Genomic DNA, 16,833 nt, shown 5'->3' with positions numbered 1-16,833 from the left:
CCCGGCAATGCATAGCTTTACATCGCCCGAATCTGCCGAAGTTCCGATCAGCCACTTATTATTTTACACAAATACCTAGTAAAGTCAAGCATCGGCAAAATCCCGTTACTGGGCGCGTGTGAACAGTAACTTTTTTAGCCTCACATATATGCAGCCTTTTTGAGACCAAAAACGCCCTATAAAGACACAGTAATCGTCCGCTTCCAGCTCGCCCCAGCATACACTGCCGTGATAAGCTCTGCCAGCCAGAACGCGTGCCAGACACCGATAGGACCGATGATCCGGCTGAGCACAAATGCGATCGGAATGATAATCACAGCATAGCGCATCAGGGAAATTTTCAGAGATTTAAGTCCCATTCCAAGTCCCTCAAACGCGCCAGAAGCAATGACGGAAACCGTTGACATGACAAAGCCCGGGCTGATTAGCCGGAGCGCCGTTCTGCCGATCTCCACCGTCGAAGGCGTCTGCGTAAACAGCCCCATCAGGAAATCCGGCACCAGCTCGCCAAGCAGGGTTCCCGCTGTCATGATAATGCCAACAATCATGAAGGCCGCGCGGAAGATCTTTTTCACCCTCTCCTGCTCGCCTGCACCGTAATTGTAACCGATCAGCGGGCGCATTCCCTGCACCACGCCGCTGGCTCCCTGATAAAGCAGTGCCTGCAGCTTGTAGTAAACACCCAGCACCAGAATATATACCTGCGAAAATGGTGCCAGAATCGCATTGAGCGCCGTCAGAAGCAGGGATGTCAGCGCCATATTGAGTGTTGCCGCGATTCCGACTGAATACATACCGCCGCAGATCTCCTTCGACGGACGCATTTCCCGCAGCGAAATCTCCACATTTAACGGTTTCACATGGTTTAAAATCAAATAAAACAGCAGCGACGCCGTCTGCCCGATTCCTGTCGCCCACGCCGCACCGCGGATTCCCAGTTCCGGCATGGGGCCTAATCCAAAGATAAAGATCGGGTCCAGCACGATATTGACGCCGCATCCAATCAAGACGGCTGCCATCGATATTTTCATCTTTCCAACCGACTGGTAGACCTTTTCATATGCCATTCCCATCGTGTCGATCGTTGAAAACAGAAACACATTGCGAAAATACGTCAGTCCGTAGGAAATCGTTACCTCATCGCTCGTAAACATCCGCAGGAAATACGGAATCACCGCCATTCCTAAAATCGTTAAAATCATTCCATGTAAGGCACTTAAAAATACTCCCTGCGATGCTGTCTGGTTCGCCATCCGTGTTTTTCCTTCGCCAAGGCGTCTCGCCACCATCGCATTGATACCAACGCCAAACCCAACCCCGGCTGCGTGCGCAAGGTTCTGGATCGGATAGACAAGCGAAACCGCCGTCATCGCGTCCTCACTGATCATTGCCACGAAAATGCTGTCCACGATATTGTAGAGTGCCCCGACGATCATCGATATGATGACCGGGATTCCCATCGAAAGCAGCAGCGGGACAACTGGTTTTTCTTTCATGTAGGTCTGATCCATTTTTCCATCTCCATTCCCTTTTTTATTTTTCACTTTTCATGAACGTTTCTGACACATTCTTCGCAGAAAAAACACCTGGGTTTCTTCTGCAAAGCATTTCTTATCAAATAAAAAAGAGACTACGGACTTTACTGTTTATCTCAGAAACAGTACAAACCCTATAGTCTCTTTAACGCTTAGACAAGCTATTCGATTTTCGTTTTCTATCGCCGACCAGCAACTCTGCAAGCTTTTGCTGGCGATCTGCCCATTCCGGCAACCGGATATTATTATAACCGCAAGCCATTTTATTTGTCAACCACTCCCCGGCAAATTCCTGCTGCCACCACGTTTTCTTACGGCACTTTCGGTTCCAAAAGTGCCTACCCGTGAACAGAAACATGAGCATACAGAATGTGTATGTTCTACAAAAAACATCCTATTTGCGGGCAGTAGCAGCTATCCCTCTCTGTATCAGCGAAAAGAGCAGAAACGCCGCCAGATCCACCACAACAACGCTCGCGCCCGCCGGTGTTGAGTACGTGTAGGACATCACCATTCCTCCAAAGAAACAGATCAGCGACAGAATCCCCGATGCGACGACCACGCCCCGGAAGCTCTTGAACACCCGCATGGAGGTCAGAGCCGGGAAAATAATCAGACTGGAGATCAGCATCGCGCCCATCATCCGCATTCCAATCACGATCGTGATCGCGGTCAGAACCGCTATCAGCACGTTATAGAGCGACACATTGACGCCGGTCGCCTTGGCAAAGCTCTCATCAAAGGTAACCGCAAATACTTTGTTATAGCAAAAAAGATATAATCCAAGCACCACCATGGAAAGCACCGCCGCAAACTGGACATCTTCCCGGCTCATCGCGAGAATACTTCCAAACATATAGCTGCTGACATCGGTCGTCATACCGGTTGTCAGGGAAGTTACGATAATACCGATTGCAAGCGCACTGGCCGAGATCATCGCAATCGCAGCGTCACTCTTTACTTTTCCATGTTCCGTGATCCGCAGCAGGAAAAATGCCGCCAGCACGACCACCGGAATCGAAACCTTTAAAGGCGACCAGCCTGCCGCCAGTGCGATCGAAAGGGATCCGAACGAAACATGGGATAAACCGTCTCCAATCATTGAGTAGCGTTTGAGCACCAGGCTGACACCCAGCAGAGAGGCGCAGAGAGAGACTAAAAGACCGCCGATCAGCGCCCGCACCATAAACGGGTATGATAACATTTCAGATATAATTCCCATCTTCTACACCTCCTTCTCCGCATTCCTGTCTTTCAAATGCTGTTTCGTTTCAGAATCAGTTTCCGAACCCATTTCCGGCTTCTGCATCTTCCTGATTCCATCCTTCTGCATCGGCACTCCGCATCTGTGCCCCAGAGTTGCCAGCTCTTCCCGTCCCAGGAAAGAATGAGCAATCTCACTCTTCACATATTCTTTCATCGTACCCCAGAACAGCGGCTTCTGCCGCATCTGCAAAATTTTTCCTCCCTGATGCACAATATTTGCCATATCATGGGAAACCATCAGGATTGCAACCTTTTCTTCCTGATTCAGTTTCCGGATCAGCTGGTAAAAGTCCAGAATCGCCGACGGATCGAGTCCCGTGATCGGCTCATCGAGAATCAGCAGCTTATCCGTCGCACAGAGCGCCCGCGCGATCAGAACACGCTGTTTCTGACCGCCGGAAAGCTCTCTGAAACAGCTTTTTTCCAGATCGCGGATTCCCAGACGATCCAGATTTGCCCGCGCCTCTTTCTTTTCTTTCATCGAATAAAACGGGCGGCTGCCGCGTTTTCCCAGGCACCCGGAGATAACCACCTCAAACACAGTCGCTGGAAAGTCCTTCTGCGCGTCGGTCTGCTGCGGCAGGTAACCAATACCGGCTTTTTTTAATTCTTCTGAATATTCAATCCTGCCCGAAGTCGGTTTTAAAAGTCCCAGAATACCCTTCATCAGGGTACTTTTTCCCGAACCATTTTCCCCGACAATGCAAATATAATCGCCCTCATTTACCTCCAGGTTCACATCCAGCACCGCATCCTGGTTTTCATAACCAAAACCTACATGCTCACATTTTAAGAGTAATCCCATCTATAATTCCTTTCACTACTGCTCTACTCTTCTATTGTCATAAACATTCACCATGGCTAAAGACTTTTTCCCATAATCATCTATTCTTTTTATGACAATCCCTTTTTCAAGTTCTTTACGTTCTGCTCCATCAATTCCAGATAGGTAACGCCCGAATCAAACTGGTGTCTCGTCACATTGTGGCAGGAGTGGAACAACAGTGGTTCCGCGCCCGTCTCTTCCCCGATGATCTCCGCCACGCGCGGGCTGGAAAGCTCCAGGTAATAGACGGCTGGTATCTGTTCCTCCCGCACCTTATCGATCAGGTAGGCGATGGTCTTGGCACTCGGCTCCGTATCCGTACTGCATCCTGAAAATGCTGCCCTGTATTCCAGCCCATACTCATCGAAAAAGTACCGGAGTGGAAATTTATCACCGAAAACGACGAGACGGCGCTTGGCATGGGAGACAACTTCTCTGAATTCTGCATCCAATTCCGTCAATTTATCCTGATAGGACGCGCAGTTTTCCGCATAGTAAGCCGCGTGCGCCGGATCTTCCTGTGCCAGCACCTCCGCCAGCACTCCGGCCAGCTTTTTCGCATTGACCGGGGATGTCCAGATGTGCTCGTCATATTCAATCTCGACGCCGTGACCATCGTCCTCATCCAGATACTCTTGAGCGTGATCTTCATCATGAACCGCCACATCTTCCATATCATGCTCATCCTCGCTGTGAATATGCTCTTCTGTGTCGTGTTCTTCTTCACTGTAAACATGGTCCTCTGGCTCATGTTCTTCTTCACTGTGAGCATGATCTTCCGACTCATGATCGTGATCACCCGCATGAACTGTTCCATCCGCATGAACATGCGTATGTCCATGACCGTGCGCCTCTCCATCTTCCATGCCCTCGACGATCTCCTCCTGCACTACATCCACGCAGTCCATCATCGTCACGACGCGCTTCGGTCCAGTGCCTTCCCCGAAGGAATCAAGCACCTGCGAAAGCCACTGTTCCATCGTACCGCCGTTGCAGACTAACAGATCTGCATTCTGGATCGTGATCATGTCCGCCGGCGTCGGCTCGAACGAATGGCTGTCCATGCCCGCCGGAACAACCATCGTCAGCCGGATCGAATCCCCGGCAATCTGCCGGAGAAAATCGTAATACGGAAATAGCGTTGTCACAACGTTTAAGCGCGTATCACCAGACACATCTGCCCCTTTTAACGGATTCGACGATGAATCAGACGATGCAGTTCCCCGCCGTGGCGTACACGCTGTAAGAACACAGGAAAAGACAAGCAAAAAAGCAAGCATCCATGATATCCATTTACATTTAAATCCATTCTTGTGTTTTACCATATTTCTTTTTTACCCTTAACTTCTTCTATTTCAGTAAATGTTTTTCAATAAACATTTCGAATTACTATTTCAAATATCATTTTCTTTCACAACTGTTTCTCTTTTCACAGCTATGAACAAACACAGACACTACTCCATTCTTCCATGTGACTCATTCTTTTTCTTCACAATCTCCGCTACTTCCGACGGATGTGCCACAATATACTGCGGATGGCAGCCTTCCAGCTCTTCCCGGTCACGGAAGCCCCAGAGCACGCCGACCGTGTCCATTCCGGCATTCAGCCCAGTTTCCATATCTGTATTCGTATCGCCCAGATACAGACACTCTTCCTGTTTTATACCCAGTTCCCGGCAAATGGCGAACGCCCCGTCTGGAGCCGGTTTTTTCGGCGTTCCCGCCTGCTCGCCGCGCACCACATCAAAATATCCTTTCCCAAAGAATGTCTCAATATTCACAATTGCCTGCTCATGCGGCTTGTTCGAAAGGACAGCCACATGTACACCCACCTCTTTTAACGACGCCAGCAGTTCCCGGATACCGTCATATGGCTCTACGTCTTTCAGGCAATATTTAGAGAAATTCTCCATATACATCGGAAGCGACGCTTCATAATGAACCAGCTTCTCATCCCCCGCCAGCACCAGCGCGCGCTTCATCTGCATCCGGTATCCATTTCCCACGATCCGTTTCGTTTCCTCCGGTGTAACATGGCGCAGTCCGAATGCATCCAATGTTAAATTTGTCACATAAGTCAGCGCATAAACCGTATTTAAAAGAGTTCCATCCAAATCAAATATACATAAGCGGTACATTGCGTTTCTTCCTTTCTGTTTCCATCTTTTCTTGTAACTTTTTTGTTACTGTTCACGCATACGTGCTCAGTAACGGAATTTGCCGTGGCTTCGCATTTAAATACGGCAAATTCCTGCTGCCACCACGTTTTCTTACGGCACTTTCGGTTCCAAAAGTGCCTACCTGTGAACAGTACCACTTTTTCCCCTCACAGCCGGTTCATACTTTCACAGCTACAGGCAATCATCCATACAAACTCATCTTCAACCAAACATATCGCCCCGCAAATCACGATGTTTCCTGCCTCTCCTTCTGCATCTGCTCTTCACGCTCCCGCTTCGAGAACACGCATCCGCAGTAATTCTGCCGGTATAGATGATACTGCGCCGACAGCTCGATCGAGCGCTTATATCCCTCTTTTTTCTTGAAATCCGACGGCAGAAATGCCACATGATACTCTTCTCCCATCGCCTGCCCGATCGTATTGAGGCGCCCGGCATTTTTGAGCGGACTGATCGTGAGGGTCGTCGTGAACCAGTCATAGCCGCCCTCGGCTGCCAGCTTCGCCGCTTCCCGTAGGCGCATCTCAAAACAAATACCGCAGCGCTCGCCGCCCTCCGGATCCTTCTCATGCCCCCGGACTGCCTCATAGTAGCATTCCGGGTCGTATTTTCCTTCTACAAACCGGATCGGATGCACCGCTGGAAGCTCCCGGATCAGCCGCTGTACCTCCTCCGTGCGCGCCTCATATTCCTCTTTCGGTGAAATATTCGGATTGTAGTAGAACACCGTAATCGAAAAATACTGCGACAGATATTCCAGCACGTAGCTGCTGCACGGCGCACAACAGCTGTGAAGAAATAAAGTCGGAACTCTACCGTCCCGGACTGCTGCATCCAGCACTTTTTCCATTTCTTTCTGATAATTCCGTTTCGCCGTCTGTGTCTTTCTGGCTGGCGGATTTTTCATTGGTTCCGACATTTTTCTCTCCTCTTTCTATAAGTTCCCATCTGTCCGTGCATTTTCCTTCCAGCACACGATACTTCTATCCGAAACGCTTCTTTCCTGACAAACATCATTTCCATTCTTAGACGTCATATGAAGATATGCACAATAATTCATATTCTCCAAAACTTGAAAAAGCAGCCTGTACCCACGGACGGGTACAAACTGCTTTATCTTTTTATTAAACCTTTCAGGAAATTCCAAACAAATTTCCCTTTTTACCAAAATGATACAACTCTTACAGGAAATCGCGAATCCGCTTGCTCCGGACCGGATTTCTTAATTTACGAAGTGCTTTTGCCTCGATCTGGCGGATACGCTCTCTCGTTACGTTGAATGCTTTTCCGACCTCTTCCAGGGTTCTCGGATGTCCGTCCTCCAGACCAAACCGGAGAATAATAACCTGACGCTCTCTCTCCTTCAGGTCTCCAAGCAATGCATCGATATGCTCACGCAGCATAACAGATTCTACATTCCCTTCCGGCGTTACCACGTTGCCGTCCGCTACGAAATCACCCAGATTGGAATCGTCTTCCTCACCGATCGGGGTTTCCAGGGAAGCTGGCTCACGTGCGATCTGCATGATCTCCATGACCTTATCCTCGGACATGCCAAGCGCCTCGGAAAGCTCTGCCACCGACGGCTCATAGCCCAGTTCCAGCGTCAGCTTACGCTGCATCTTGGACATCTTGTTGATCGTCTCTACCATATGCACCGGGACACGGATAGTTCTCGCCTGATCCGCCAGAGCCCTTGTAACAGACTGACGAATCCACCAGGTCGCATATGTACTTAACTTATAACCCTTTGTATAATCAAACTTCTCAACGCCCTTAATAAGACCCAGATTGCCTTCCTGAACCAGATCCAGAAAGCTCATGCCGCGTCCTGTATAGCGCTTTGCAATGCTGACAACCAGGCGCAGGTTTGCCTCAATCAGGCGCTCTTTTGCATTCACATCACCCTCTGCTTTGCGCTTTGCAAGGCGGATCTCCTCCTCCGCGCTCAGAAGCGGAACGGTACCGATCTCTTTCAGGTACATGCGGACCGGATCTTCCGTGCCGATTCCCTCTAACAGATCGATCGCATCCAGATCGATATCCTCTTCCTCGTTCTTGAGGAATTCATCATCCACATCATCATCGAGCATCGAATCATTTTCCTTGAGGATCGAATCATCGATCACCTCCGGAATGACATCAATATTATTCTGCTCCAGATAATTGTAAATCTGCTCCATCTGCTCTGTCTGCAGATTATCGCCCATAAAAAAGTTATTGATCTCTGTCACGTCCAGCGCGTTCTGCTTGGACTTTGCTAACTCTACCAGTTTCCTTAACTTACCTAAAAAATTTTCTTTCTCCACGAATTAACGTCCTTTCGATTTATTTCGCTTAGAAGTTTCTTTATATCTAACGTGATATTGTCCCTCGATTGTTTGTGTGCTTTTATTTCCCTGCACCTTTCCCTGCAATATCCCGAAAGTACATTATATACGATTAAATTCTATTTTTCAACAATTTTCGAAATTTTTCGATCTATTTCTATTTAGGCAATTACTGTTCACGCATACGTGCACAGTAATGGAATTTGCCGTGGCTTCGCATTTAAATACGGCAAATTCCTGCTGCCACCACGTTCTCTTACGGCACTTTCGGTTCCAAAAGTGCCTACCCGCGAACAGTAACTTCAGGCACCCTGATCGCAATCTCTCTTGGTTTATTTTCAATCACGACCTCTGTCTGGCTTCCGCCAAACTCACCGTCCAGCGACCAGTCCACCAGCTCCTCCGACTGTACCGTCAGTTTCGAGGTGCGGAACTTGAATACGCATTCATTTTCGCCCTCTCTCTGAATCAGATAAGCAGCAATACTTGCAATGTCAAGCGGCGTGCGCGGTTTCCGGACCAGAAGCACCTCAAACTCCCCGTCATCCAGCGCCACGTCCATACCAACCAGTCCTTTAAAACCTCCGATCGAGGTCGTATTGGTCACCATTCCCAGAATAAATTCCTCTTCCAATTCTCTCTGCTCCCCCAGATGTTCCCACGTAAGGCGCATCCGGTAGGATTTAAGCCCTGTCAGGCGTTTGATGGCTTCCAGCATATATGCCTGATGCCCCAAAATATTTTTCGTCTCCTGCGGGGTCGAATAGGATACCTCCGTAAATGCTCCGAACGCCGCCACATAGACGAAATACCGGTTTTTGCCGAATACACCGACATCCACCAGAAATGGTTTTCCCAGCGCAGCTGTCTGCGCCGCTTTCCGCATATTTTTCGGAAGTCCCAGACTGGATGCGAAATCATTCGTGGAACCCGACGGGATATACCCTAACTCCGGACGCTTTTCCGGGGTGATCGTCATCAGCCCCGATACCACCTCGTTGAGCGTACCGTCCCCGCCGCTGCACACGACCAGTTCCTTCGTTTTCGCACGTGCCGCCTGATACTCCGCATCCTTCGGGCCCTGCGTAATATAAACAGACGGTCCATAGCCCGCCTTTACAAAACTATCTAAAATTTCAAGAAGACGACTTCGAATCTGTTCTTTGCCAGATCTCGGATTGATGATAAAAAGCATTTTTTTCATAATCGCCATTTCTCCTGCTCCCCCACACTAACAGTATTTCATATTAATATATTTGTATACACGCGAAATGCATTGGGGATCGGATAACGGTCCTGCAGCTCCGCCCGGCGCACCATCAAAACTGTTTTATCCTGATAGCCGGATGCCCGTTTCAGGCGGATTCTGCGTCCACACATATGCCATTCAACATGGGAAAAAATGTGGACTGCATCCGGCAGATCCTCGGTTTCCCTGATATCCGCCTCCGCGATTCCCAGTTCTTTCGCTGCCTCCGCCGCGCTCTTTTTTCCGTCCAGATTGACATATTCGTAGAGAGATGCCAGCAATCCCTTGCTACTGCGCTTGCGGATCGCCACCGTATCCTCCCACTCAATCAGGCAGACCGTTTTTTCCTCGATCCGGCGCGGCTTTTTCGGCGGCTTGACCGGATATTGCTCCTCCTCTCCCCGCCGGTGCGCCAGACAAAGGGATTCCAGCGGGCACTTCTCACAGAGCGGACGTCCGCCCGGGATGCAGACAAGCGCGCCCAGCTCAATCCATGCCTGATTATATTCACCTGGATGAAATAGCTCTTCTGACCGTAATGCCGTGGAAACCTCACCGGCATCATCACCGGCTGACAAATAGGACTCTCTTTCCTCCGTCCGGCGCACAAGTTCCGCCTCCAGGAGCCGCTCATATTTCTTTCGAAGCGCCAGCTTCGTGCTGTCCTGTGGGTCAGCAAACAGGCGTGTCAGAACACGCACCACATTTCCATCCAGCGCCGGAGCCGGCAGATCATACGCGATCGACGCAACTGCCCCGGCTGTATAACTTCCGATGCCCGGAAGTTTCAATATCTCATCCCGCGACGCCGGCATCTGACCGCCGTAGTCTTCCATCAGGCAGACCGCTGCCTTTTTTAGGTTCCGGGCTCTGGAATAATACCCAAGTCCCTCCCACAGCTTCAAAAGCCGCTCTTCGTCCACCTGCGCGAGGGAGGTGATGTCCGGGAGTGCTTCCATAAAACGGGCAAAGTACGGTTTGACCGCCTCTACCCGCGTCTGCTGCAGCATGATCTCCGAAATCCAGACCGAATACGGTTCCGGATTCTCCCGCCACGGAAGGAGCCGCCGGTTTTTCCGGTACCAGGAGAGCAATGGAGCGCCGGATGCCGCCAGCCTCTCTTCTTCCGCATAAGGTATTTCCCCCTCTAAAGGCTTCAACGACGCATAAAAATCTTTATACATATCCGTAAATGCCCCGGACAGATACCTCTCCTGAGATCACCTTGCACACCTTTCCGTCTTCTGTGCGGACCAGCAGTTCGCCCATCTCGTCAATTCCAAGCGCCATGCCCGTATACTCATTGCCCGGAGACAGGACGCGCACCTGTGTACCGCAGTTTGCCAGACGGCTGTTATAAACGTCCATTAGGGATTTCATGTTCTGGTTTTCCATGAATTTATCATAATATCCCTCATACGCACGCATGATCGCAGCGATAAGCTGGCTGCGGCGCACTTCTTTTCCTGTCTCCAGATACAGAGACGTTGCCACATCCCGAATCTCCTCCGGGAACTCGTGATTTGCCACGTTGATACCAATACCAGTCACGATATAATTAATACACTCTAATTCCGTGCTCATCTCGGTCAGGATACCGCAGACCTTCTTTCCATTGACGACGATATCGTTCGGCCACTTGATCTTTGCCTCCAGATCACAAACCTCCCGAATCCCGTCGGCAACTGCCAGAGCCGCCACCAGCGTCAGCATCGACGCGCAGGTCGGAGGAAGCTCCGGGCGCAGAAGCAGGCTCATCCAGATGCCGACGCCATGCGGCGCCGCCCAGCTTCTTCCGCGGCGTCCCTTTCCCATCGACTGATAATCCGCGACTGCCAGCGTACCGTGCGGGGCATCTTTCTCCGCCGCTTTCTTGATCTCGGTATTGGTTGAATCTGTCTCGTCAAAATATAAAATATTTTTTCCAGCCCACTCGCTGTCGATGCTGCTCTCCAGCTCTGCCTGGCTGAGAACATCGCCCAGGAAACGCAGCCGGTAACCGCGGTTCCGGACCGCCTCTATCTCATATCCTTCTGCCTCCAACTGTTTGATAACTTTCCAGACTGCCGTCCGTGATACATTTAAACGCTCACAGATCTCCTGTCCGGACAGGTAATCATCCGTTTCTTTTAACATTCGCAAAACTTCTGTTTTCACTTTTATTACCCCCACCATATTGTAAGTGTACTGACAATACATAAAAGGAACAATCCTGCTCCCACAGCCATCAGGATCATTCCGCCGGTCCGCAGATGCTTTCTTCCCCTTCCCCGGCGATAGCGGTCATAGCCATTGGCAAAATTCAGTACCGCCGCCAGAAGAAAGATTACCGGAAACAAAATCCGGTTTTCATCCGGGTTCAGAAACGCAAGAACCGCAAATATCACGATCAATATACCCACTACGATATGAAGCATATCCAGGGCAAACGCGATATTCGCGCTTTTCTTTCTTTTTTCCTGCAGGTTCAACGCATCCACTCCTTACTTATATTCGCAAACAACAGCCTCATTCTTCATATAGCACATAGCTTCTTGCATATACCCTTTCATCAACATATATGGGTATACATATCACTATGGGATATTATACCGAATGTCCGCAGGCTTGTCAAAAAAGAAATCGAAAAAGGCTGCGGTTCCTGCTTTACATAACCATCAGCCTTTTCTTATACCTTCTTTTTATAACTTAGAGCCGCTCACTCCCGGCTACTCTGCCTTTTGAACATCCGTGCCAACTTCCGTCAGACCCTTTACCAGACCGGCAATGCCCTGGATCTCGGACGGGATGATGATCTTCGTCGCCTTGCCGTCCGCTGCTTTGGCAAATGCCTCCAGGCTCTTGAGCTGCAGCACTGCATTGTCCGCGCCTGCTTCCTTGATAAAGCGAAGTCCATCTGCTTCCGCTTTCTGGACTTTGAGGATCGCTTCCGCCTCACCTTCTGCCTCGCGGATCATCTTTTCCTTCTGTGCTTCTGCACGCAGGATCGCCGCTTCCTTCTCTGCTTCTGCTTCCAGAATCGCGGACTCTTTCTTACCTTCGGCTACCAGGATCGTCGATTTCTTCTCGCCTTCGGCACGGAGAATGGACTCACGGCGCTCACGCTCTGCCTTCATCTGTTTCTCCATCGCATCCTGAATGGCTGCCGGAGGAATGATATTTTTCAACTCAACACGGTTTACCTTGATTCCCCACGGATCTGTCGCCACATCGAGTGCAGCGCGCATCTTCGTGTTGATCGTCTCACGGGAGGTTAAGGTCTGGTCAAGTTCGAGATCACCGATGATATTTCGAAGGGTGGTCGCCGTCAGGTTCTCGATCGCCATGATCGGGTTCTCAACACCATACGCAAACAGCTTCGGATCCGTGATCTGGAAAAATACAACCGTATCAATCTTCATCGTAACGTTATCTTTCGTGATAACCGGCTGCGGTGCAAAATCTACAACCTGCTCTTTTAAAATGACTCTTTTTGCCACGCGGTCAATGAACGGCACCTTGAAATGCACGCCAACCGACCATGTCTCCAGATAAGCACCCAGACGCTCTACGACTAATGCCTGTGCCTGCGGCACAATCCGGATACAGGATGACAAAATCAGAAGTACCACAATTGCAATGACAAGAAAACTGATAACTGCTCCCATATTTCCTACTCCTCCTTACATTTGCTGACAATCAGCTTGACGCCGCTGACCGCCTGAATCTGTACCATCGTATCCTTCGGAATCCGGCTTCCATCCGCCGAGCGTGCCGTCCATTCCTGACCGGACACCATCGCCGTCCCTCTCGCCTCGTCGTTATCAATCTCTGCGGTTACCCGCGCTTTTTTACCCACCAGCGCGTCCACATTGGTCCGCACCGTCTTCTGATTGATATACCGGAGTGCCAATGGTCTTGTTGAATACAAAAGAAGGAATGAAACAACGACAAACACTGCCATCTGGATGTAAAGATTCACTCCCGCGATCGACAGGACACACGCAATCAGAGCGCCTCCAGCAAACCAGATCGAAGTCAGCGCCATCGACGCTGCTTCCAGCCCGATACACACTACAAACACCGCCAGCCAGACACACCATACTGCCATGTCATCCCCTCCTTCCATATAGGTCTTTTGACCCTGATATCTTAAAACTAGTATACGATATTTTCTGACATTTATCAACCAATCAGCTCTGTTTTTGAACTTACGGTTTTATTACAAACTTCTTAATGGAACATATCGATCTACAGTTCAATTTATTTCTTCACAGCTCTCTATTTGCACAAACTATCCGGCTTAAAACATTGTTTCAAAAAATGCAATTTACTGCCGTCTCTGCCGTGCCGTCTCAAACAGCAGCACCGAAGCCGCCACCGCTGCATTGAGGGATTCAACCTTTCCAGCCATCGGAATCCTCACCCACGCGTCAGCAAGCGCCGCCGTCTCCTCGGTCAGACCATTCGCCTCATTTCCGATCAGAAAGCCGGACGGACCTGTATAATTTTCCTCTTCGTAGTTATGTTTCCCCTTTAAATGCGCCGCATAGAGGCGGATTCCCTGCTTTTTCACTTCCGCGATCGTCTGATGCAGGTCGTCCGTGTAGATAAACGGCACCCGGTAGATCGAGCCCATCGTGGAACGGATGACCTTCGGGCTGTAAATATCAGCTGAACCACGGTCAAGAATGATGCCTGTCACACCCGCCCCCTCTCCGGCACGCAGGATTGTTCCCAGATTACCTGGATCCTGCAGCGTCTCCAGAATCACAAGCTCCGGTGCCTTTCCGTCCGGGCTATTTTTCAGCACATCTGAGAGCTGATAGGAAAACTGTTCCACTACCGCCAGGATCCCCTGCGGTGTCTGGGTGTCCGACATATGGCGCATGACCTCATCCGTCACCGTCTCATACCGGCAGCCAGCCAGCAGTTTTTCTGCTTTTTCCCCCTGCTGGCGCAGAAAATTTTCCGACACATAGACTTCGCGGCGTCTCTCCACCGGCAGTTCCCCGAACATCTTCGGACCTTCCACCAAAAAGACGCCCTGTTCCCGTCTTGCTTTTGCTTTCTTTGCAAGCGCCGCCACCGCTCTGACACGGGCGTTGCCCGTGCTCGCGATCACAGGCTGCCTCCTGCCGCTTTCGTCTCCGGCACTCCGTAAACGCAATCCTCATCCAGTGTTTCCAGCTCCTCCAGCCACAGGCGGCTGCACGCATCGCTCGGCATACGCAGGTCGCCGCGCGGCGATACTGCAGCAGAACCTACCTTCGGACCATCCGGCAGGCAGGAACGCTTAAACTGCTGGTTGAAGAAACGGCGGTAGAACACCTTCAGCCATTTAAGGATCGTTTCCTTATCATAAGCACCGTCAAATGCCTGACGCGCCAGGCGGTAAATCTTGCCCGGACGGTAGCCGAATCTTAATATATAGTAGAGATAGAAATCATGCAGCTCATAAGGACCAACCAAATCCTCCGTTTTCTGTGCGATCTTTCCATCCTCCTCCGGCGGCAGAAGCTCCGGGCTGACCGGCGTATCCAGTACATCCAGCAGAATATCAGAAAGCTCTTTCTCGCCACAGGTATCTGCATAATAGCGCACCAGATGGCGCACCAGCATCTTCGGAACCGAGCAGTTGACACCGTACATCGACATATGATCGCCGTTGTAGGTCGCCCAGCCAAGCGCCAGCTCCGACATATCGCCGGTACCGATGACAAGACCGCCGATCTTATTGGCAAGGTTCATCAAAACCAGCGTCCTCTGGCGTGCCTGTGAATTTTCATACGTTACATCATGAACCGACGGATCCTGCTCAATGTCGCGGAAATGGATAGTAACTGCCTCTCGGATATCGACTTCTTTCAAGGTTGCACCCAGCTTTTTCGTGAGCTGGCAGGCATTCTGGTACGTCCGGTCAGTCGTACCAAAGCACGGCATCGTCACAGACAGGATATTTTCACGCGGAATCCCCAGCAGATCAAAGGCGCGCACGGTTACTAAAAGTGCCAGAGTTGAATCCAGACCGCCTGAAATACCAACGACAGCATGGCGACATCCGGTATGTTTGAGACGTTTTTTCAATCCCATCGCCTGGATCGAAAGGATCTCCTCGCAGCGGCGGTTCCGGCTGCCCGCATCGTGTGGGACAAACGGGGTCGGATCGATCGCGCGCTCCAGCGCAAGCGGTTTCCGATCCAGCGTAAAGCTTACAAACCGGTAATCCTCACGGTCTTCTGTCTGATAGGTCGTCATCCGGCGGCGCTCACATTCCAGACGTTCCAAATCGATATCTGCGTAGATCGTCTGATTCTCAAATCGCGCTGACTCCGACAGGATATTGCCATTCTCAGCGATAATATTCTGGCCGCCAAAAACGAGATCCTGGGAAGACTCTCCCTCGCCCGCATTGGCGTAAATATACGCACAGAGAAGCCGCGCCGACTGACCGCTGATCAGACTTCTGCGGTACTCGCTCTTGCCCGTCACCTCATCGCTGGCAGAACAGTTGACAATCACCGTTGCCCCCGCCGACGCGTGTGCAATACTCGGTGGATTTAAAACCCAGACGTCCTCGCAGATCTCCGCCCCCACGACGAGATTTTCCACATTGTCACAGGAAAATAAAAGCTTCATTCCCATTGGCACCTGATAACCGTCCCAGGAAACGTCGATTGTCTTTTCCCAGCCCGGGTTGAAATAACGTCCCTCATAAAATTCAGAATAGTTTGGAATCCATCTCTTCGGAACCAGACCGAGCAGCTTTCCATCCTGGATCGCCGCTGCCACATTGTACAATTTATTGTTGTATTCCCACGGAAGTCCTACAAATACAAGCATTGAATCGCCAGCTGTAAAGGCGATCAGCTTCCTAAGCTCTTCCTTTGCCTTCGCCAGCAGCGATTTCTGGATAAACAGCTCACCGCACGTATATCCCGTCAGCACCAGCTCTGGAAATACCATCATCGAAGCGCCCTTTTTGCGCCCCTCCTCTATCTGTTCACAAACCTGTTCCCGGTTGTACTCTACATCTGCCACCTTCACTTCCGGCGTTGACGCGGCAACCCGGATAAAGCCATCTCTTATCATATGGTTTGTCTCCCTTATAAATGATTTTTAAAAACATAGCAACTGTTCAATAGGTCTGCGCATTTACTGCGCTGACCGTACGAAAACATGGACCAGCAGGAAAAAATCCCATTGCCGTAGGCAATTTTAAATGGATTTTTGCGCGTGACTGTGAAGGTACTGAACAGTTACGAATTTATTGTAGCTGTCACTATACAAAAAGTCAAACATATATAAAAAGAGAGCCGCTTTTCCCCCACAGAAAGCAGCTCTCCGGTCACGTTCACAACCGTTACATTAAATAGTTTGATTGCTGTATGTAAATATACCACTCTTTTCCAATTTTGTCAACGTCACTTTTGTCATTTTGCACAATAAATCATTTTCTTTTTTCGAC

General features: G+C 50.2%; 14 protein-coding genes and 1 pseudogene. All 15 read right to left on the bottom strand.

The annotated features are described in order from the left end of the window. Nucleotides 1–176: 176 nt before the first annotated feature. Nucleotides 177–1,511, bottom strand: coding sequence for an MATE family efflux transporter (locus DWZ45_RS05245; RefSeq protein WP_118468010.1), 1,335 nt, complete (start codon nt 1,509–1,511; stop codon nt 177–179). Nucleotides 1,512–1,929: 418 nt separating this feature from the next. Continuing rightward, the gene (locus DWZ45_RS05235; protein WP_107000157.1) at nt 1,930–2,757 is read right to left on the bottom strand and encodes a metal ABC transporter permease; all 828 of its coding nucleotides are present in this window, start codon (nt 2,755–2,757) and stop codon (nt 1,930–1,932) included. A gap of 147 nt (nt 2,758–2,904) precedes the next feature. Continuing rightward, nucleotides 2,905–3,606 (bottom strand): annotated as a pseudogene (locus DWZ45_RS05230) (ABC transporter ATP-binding protein); the annotation flags it as partial. A gap of 89 nt (nt 3,607–3,695) precedes the next feature. Beyond that, nucleotides 3,696–4,907 carry a zinc ABC transporter substrate-binding protein gene (locus DWZ45_RS05225; RefSeq protein ID WP_309402781.1) on the bottom strand — a complete coding sequence of 404 codons (1,212 nt, stop codon included), beginning with the start codon at nt 4,905–4,907 and terminating at the stop codon, nt 3,696–3,698. A gap of 174 nt (nt 4,908–5,081) precedes the next feature. Then, the gene (locus DWZ45_RS05220) at nt 5,082–5,765 is read right to left on the bottom strand and encodes an HAD family hydrolase (RefSeq protein ID WP_118468006.1); all 684 of its coding nucleotides are present in this window, start codon (nt 5,763–5,765) and stop codon (nt 5,082–5,084) included. 268 nt (nt 5,766–6,033) lie between these two features. After that, complete coding sequence (locus DWZ45_RS05215; RefSeq protein ID WP_022359809.1) at nt 6,034–6,726, bottom strand: epoxyqueuosine reductase QueH; 693 nt, start codon at nt 6,724–6,726, stop codon at nt 6,034–6,036. A 262-nt stretch (nt 6,727–6,988) separates the two neighbouring features. After that, entirely contained in the window at nt 6,989–8,116 is a 1,128-nt protein-coding gene (gene rpoD / locus DWZ45_RS05210; protein WP_022359808.1) for an RNA polymerase sigma factor RpoD, read from the bottom strand. A gap of 304 nt (nt 8,117–8,420) precedes the next feature. Beyond that, nucleotides 8,421–9,341, bottom strand: a complete 921-nt coding sequence (locus DWZ45_RS05205; RefSeq protein WP_107000161.1) for a YegS/Rv2252/BmrU family lipid kinase — start codon at nt 9,339–9,341, stop codon at nt 8,421–8,423. Nucleotides 9,342–9,379: 38 nt separating this feature from the next. Further along, nucleotides 9,380–10,570 (bottom strand): A/G-specific adenine glycosylase, encoded by a 1,191-nt coding sequence (locus DWZ45_RS05200; RefSeq protein WP_118468004.1) that lies wholly within the window; start codon nt 10,568–10,570, stop codon nt 9,380–9,382. Continuing rightward, nucleotides 10,563–11,543 (bottom strand): biotin--[acetyl-CoA-carboxylase] ligase, encoded by a 981-nt coding sequence (locus DWZ45_RS05195; RefSeq protein ID WP_118293273.1) that lies wholly within the window; start codon nt 11,541–11,543, stop codon nt 10,563–10,565. Before DWZ45_RS05195 ends, DWZ45_RS05200 begins: the two co-directional genes overlap by 8 nt. A gap of 5 nt (nt 11,544–11,548) precedes the next feature. After that, nucleotides 11,549–11,857, bottom strand: coding sequence for a DUF6637 family protein (locus DWZ45_RS05190; protein ID WP_022359804.1), 309 nt, complete (start codon nt 11,855–11,857; stop codon nt 11,549–11,551). A gap of 237 nt (nt 11,858–12,094) precedes the next feature. Further along, a complete protein-coding gene (locus DWZ45_RS05185) occupies nt 12,095–13,033 on the bottom strand; it encodes an SPFH domain-containing protein (RefSeq protein WP_022359803.1) in 939 nt (312 codons plus the stop codon). A 5-nt stretch (nt 13,034–13,038) separates the two neighbouring features. Then, nucleotides 13,039–13,476: an NfeD family protein gene (locus DWZ45_RS05180; protein ID WP_118468002.1), complete on the bottom strand. Its 438-nt coding sequence runs from the start codon at nt 13,474–13,476 to the stop codon at nt 13,039–13,041. Between the two features lie 219 nt (nt 13,477–13,695). Then, nucleotides 13,696–14,490 (bottom strand): RNA methyltransferase, encoded by a 795-nt coding sequence (locus DWZ45_RS05175; RefSeq protein ID WP_118468000.1) that lies wholly within the window; start codon nt 14,488–14,490, stop codon nt 13,696–13,698. Then, nucleotides 14,487–16,454, bottom strand: a complete 1,968-nt coding sequence (locus DWZ45_RS05170; RefSeq protein ID WP_182426636.1) for an NAD(+) synthase — start codon at nt 16,452–16,454, stop codon at nt 14,487–14,489. Before DWZ45_RS05170 ends, DWZ45_RS05175 begins: the two co-directional genes overlap by 4 nt. Nucleotides 16,455–16,833: the final 379 nt, after the last annotated feature.

Origin of the sequence: Clostridium sp. AF32-7AC (assembly GCF_003477925.1) — a bacterium.
Classification (GTDB): domain Bacteria; phylum Bacillota; class Clostridia; order Lachnospirales; family Lachnospiraceae; genus Otoolea; species Otoolea fessa.
Note: the sequence above shows the minus strand (reverse complement) of the source record. Positions and strands in the feature narration are given on the sequence as shown.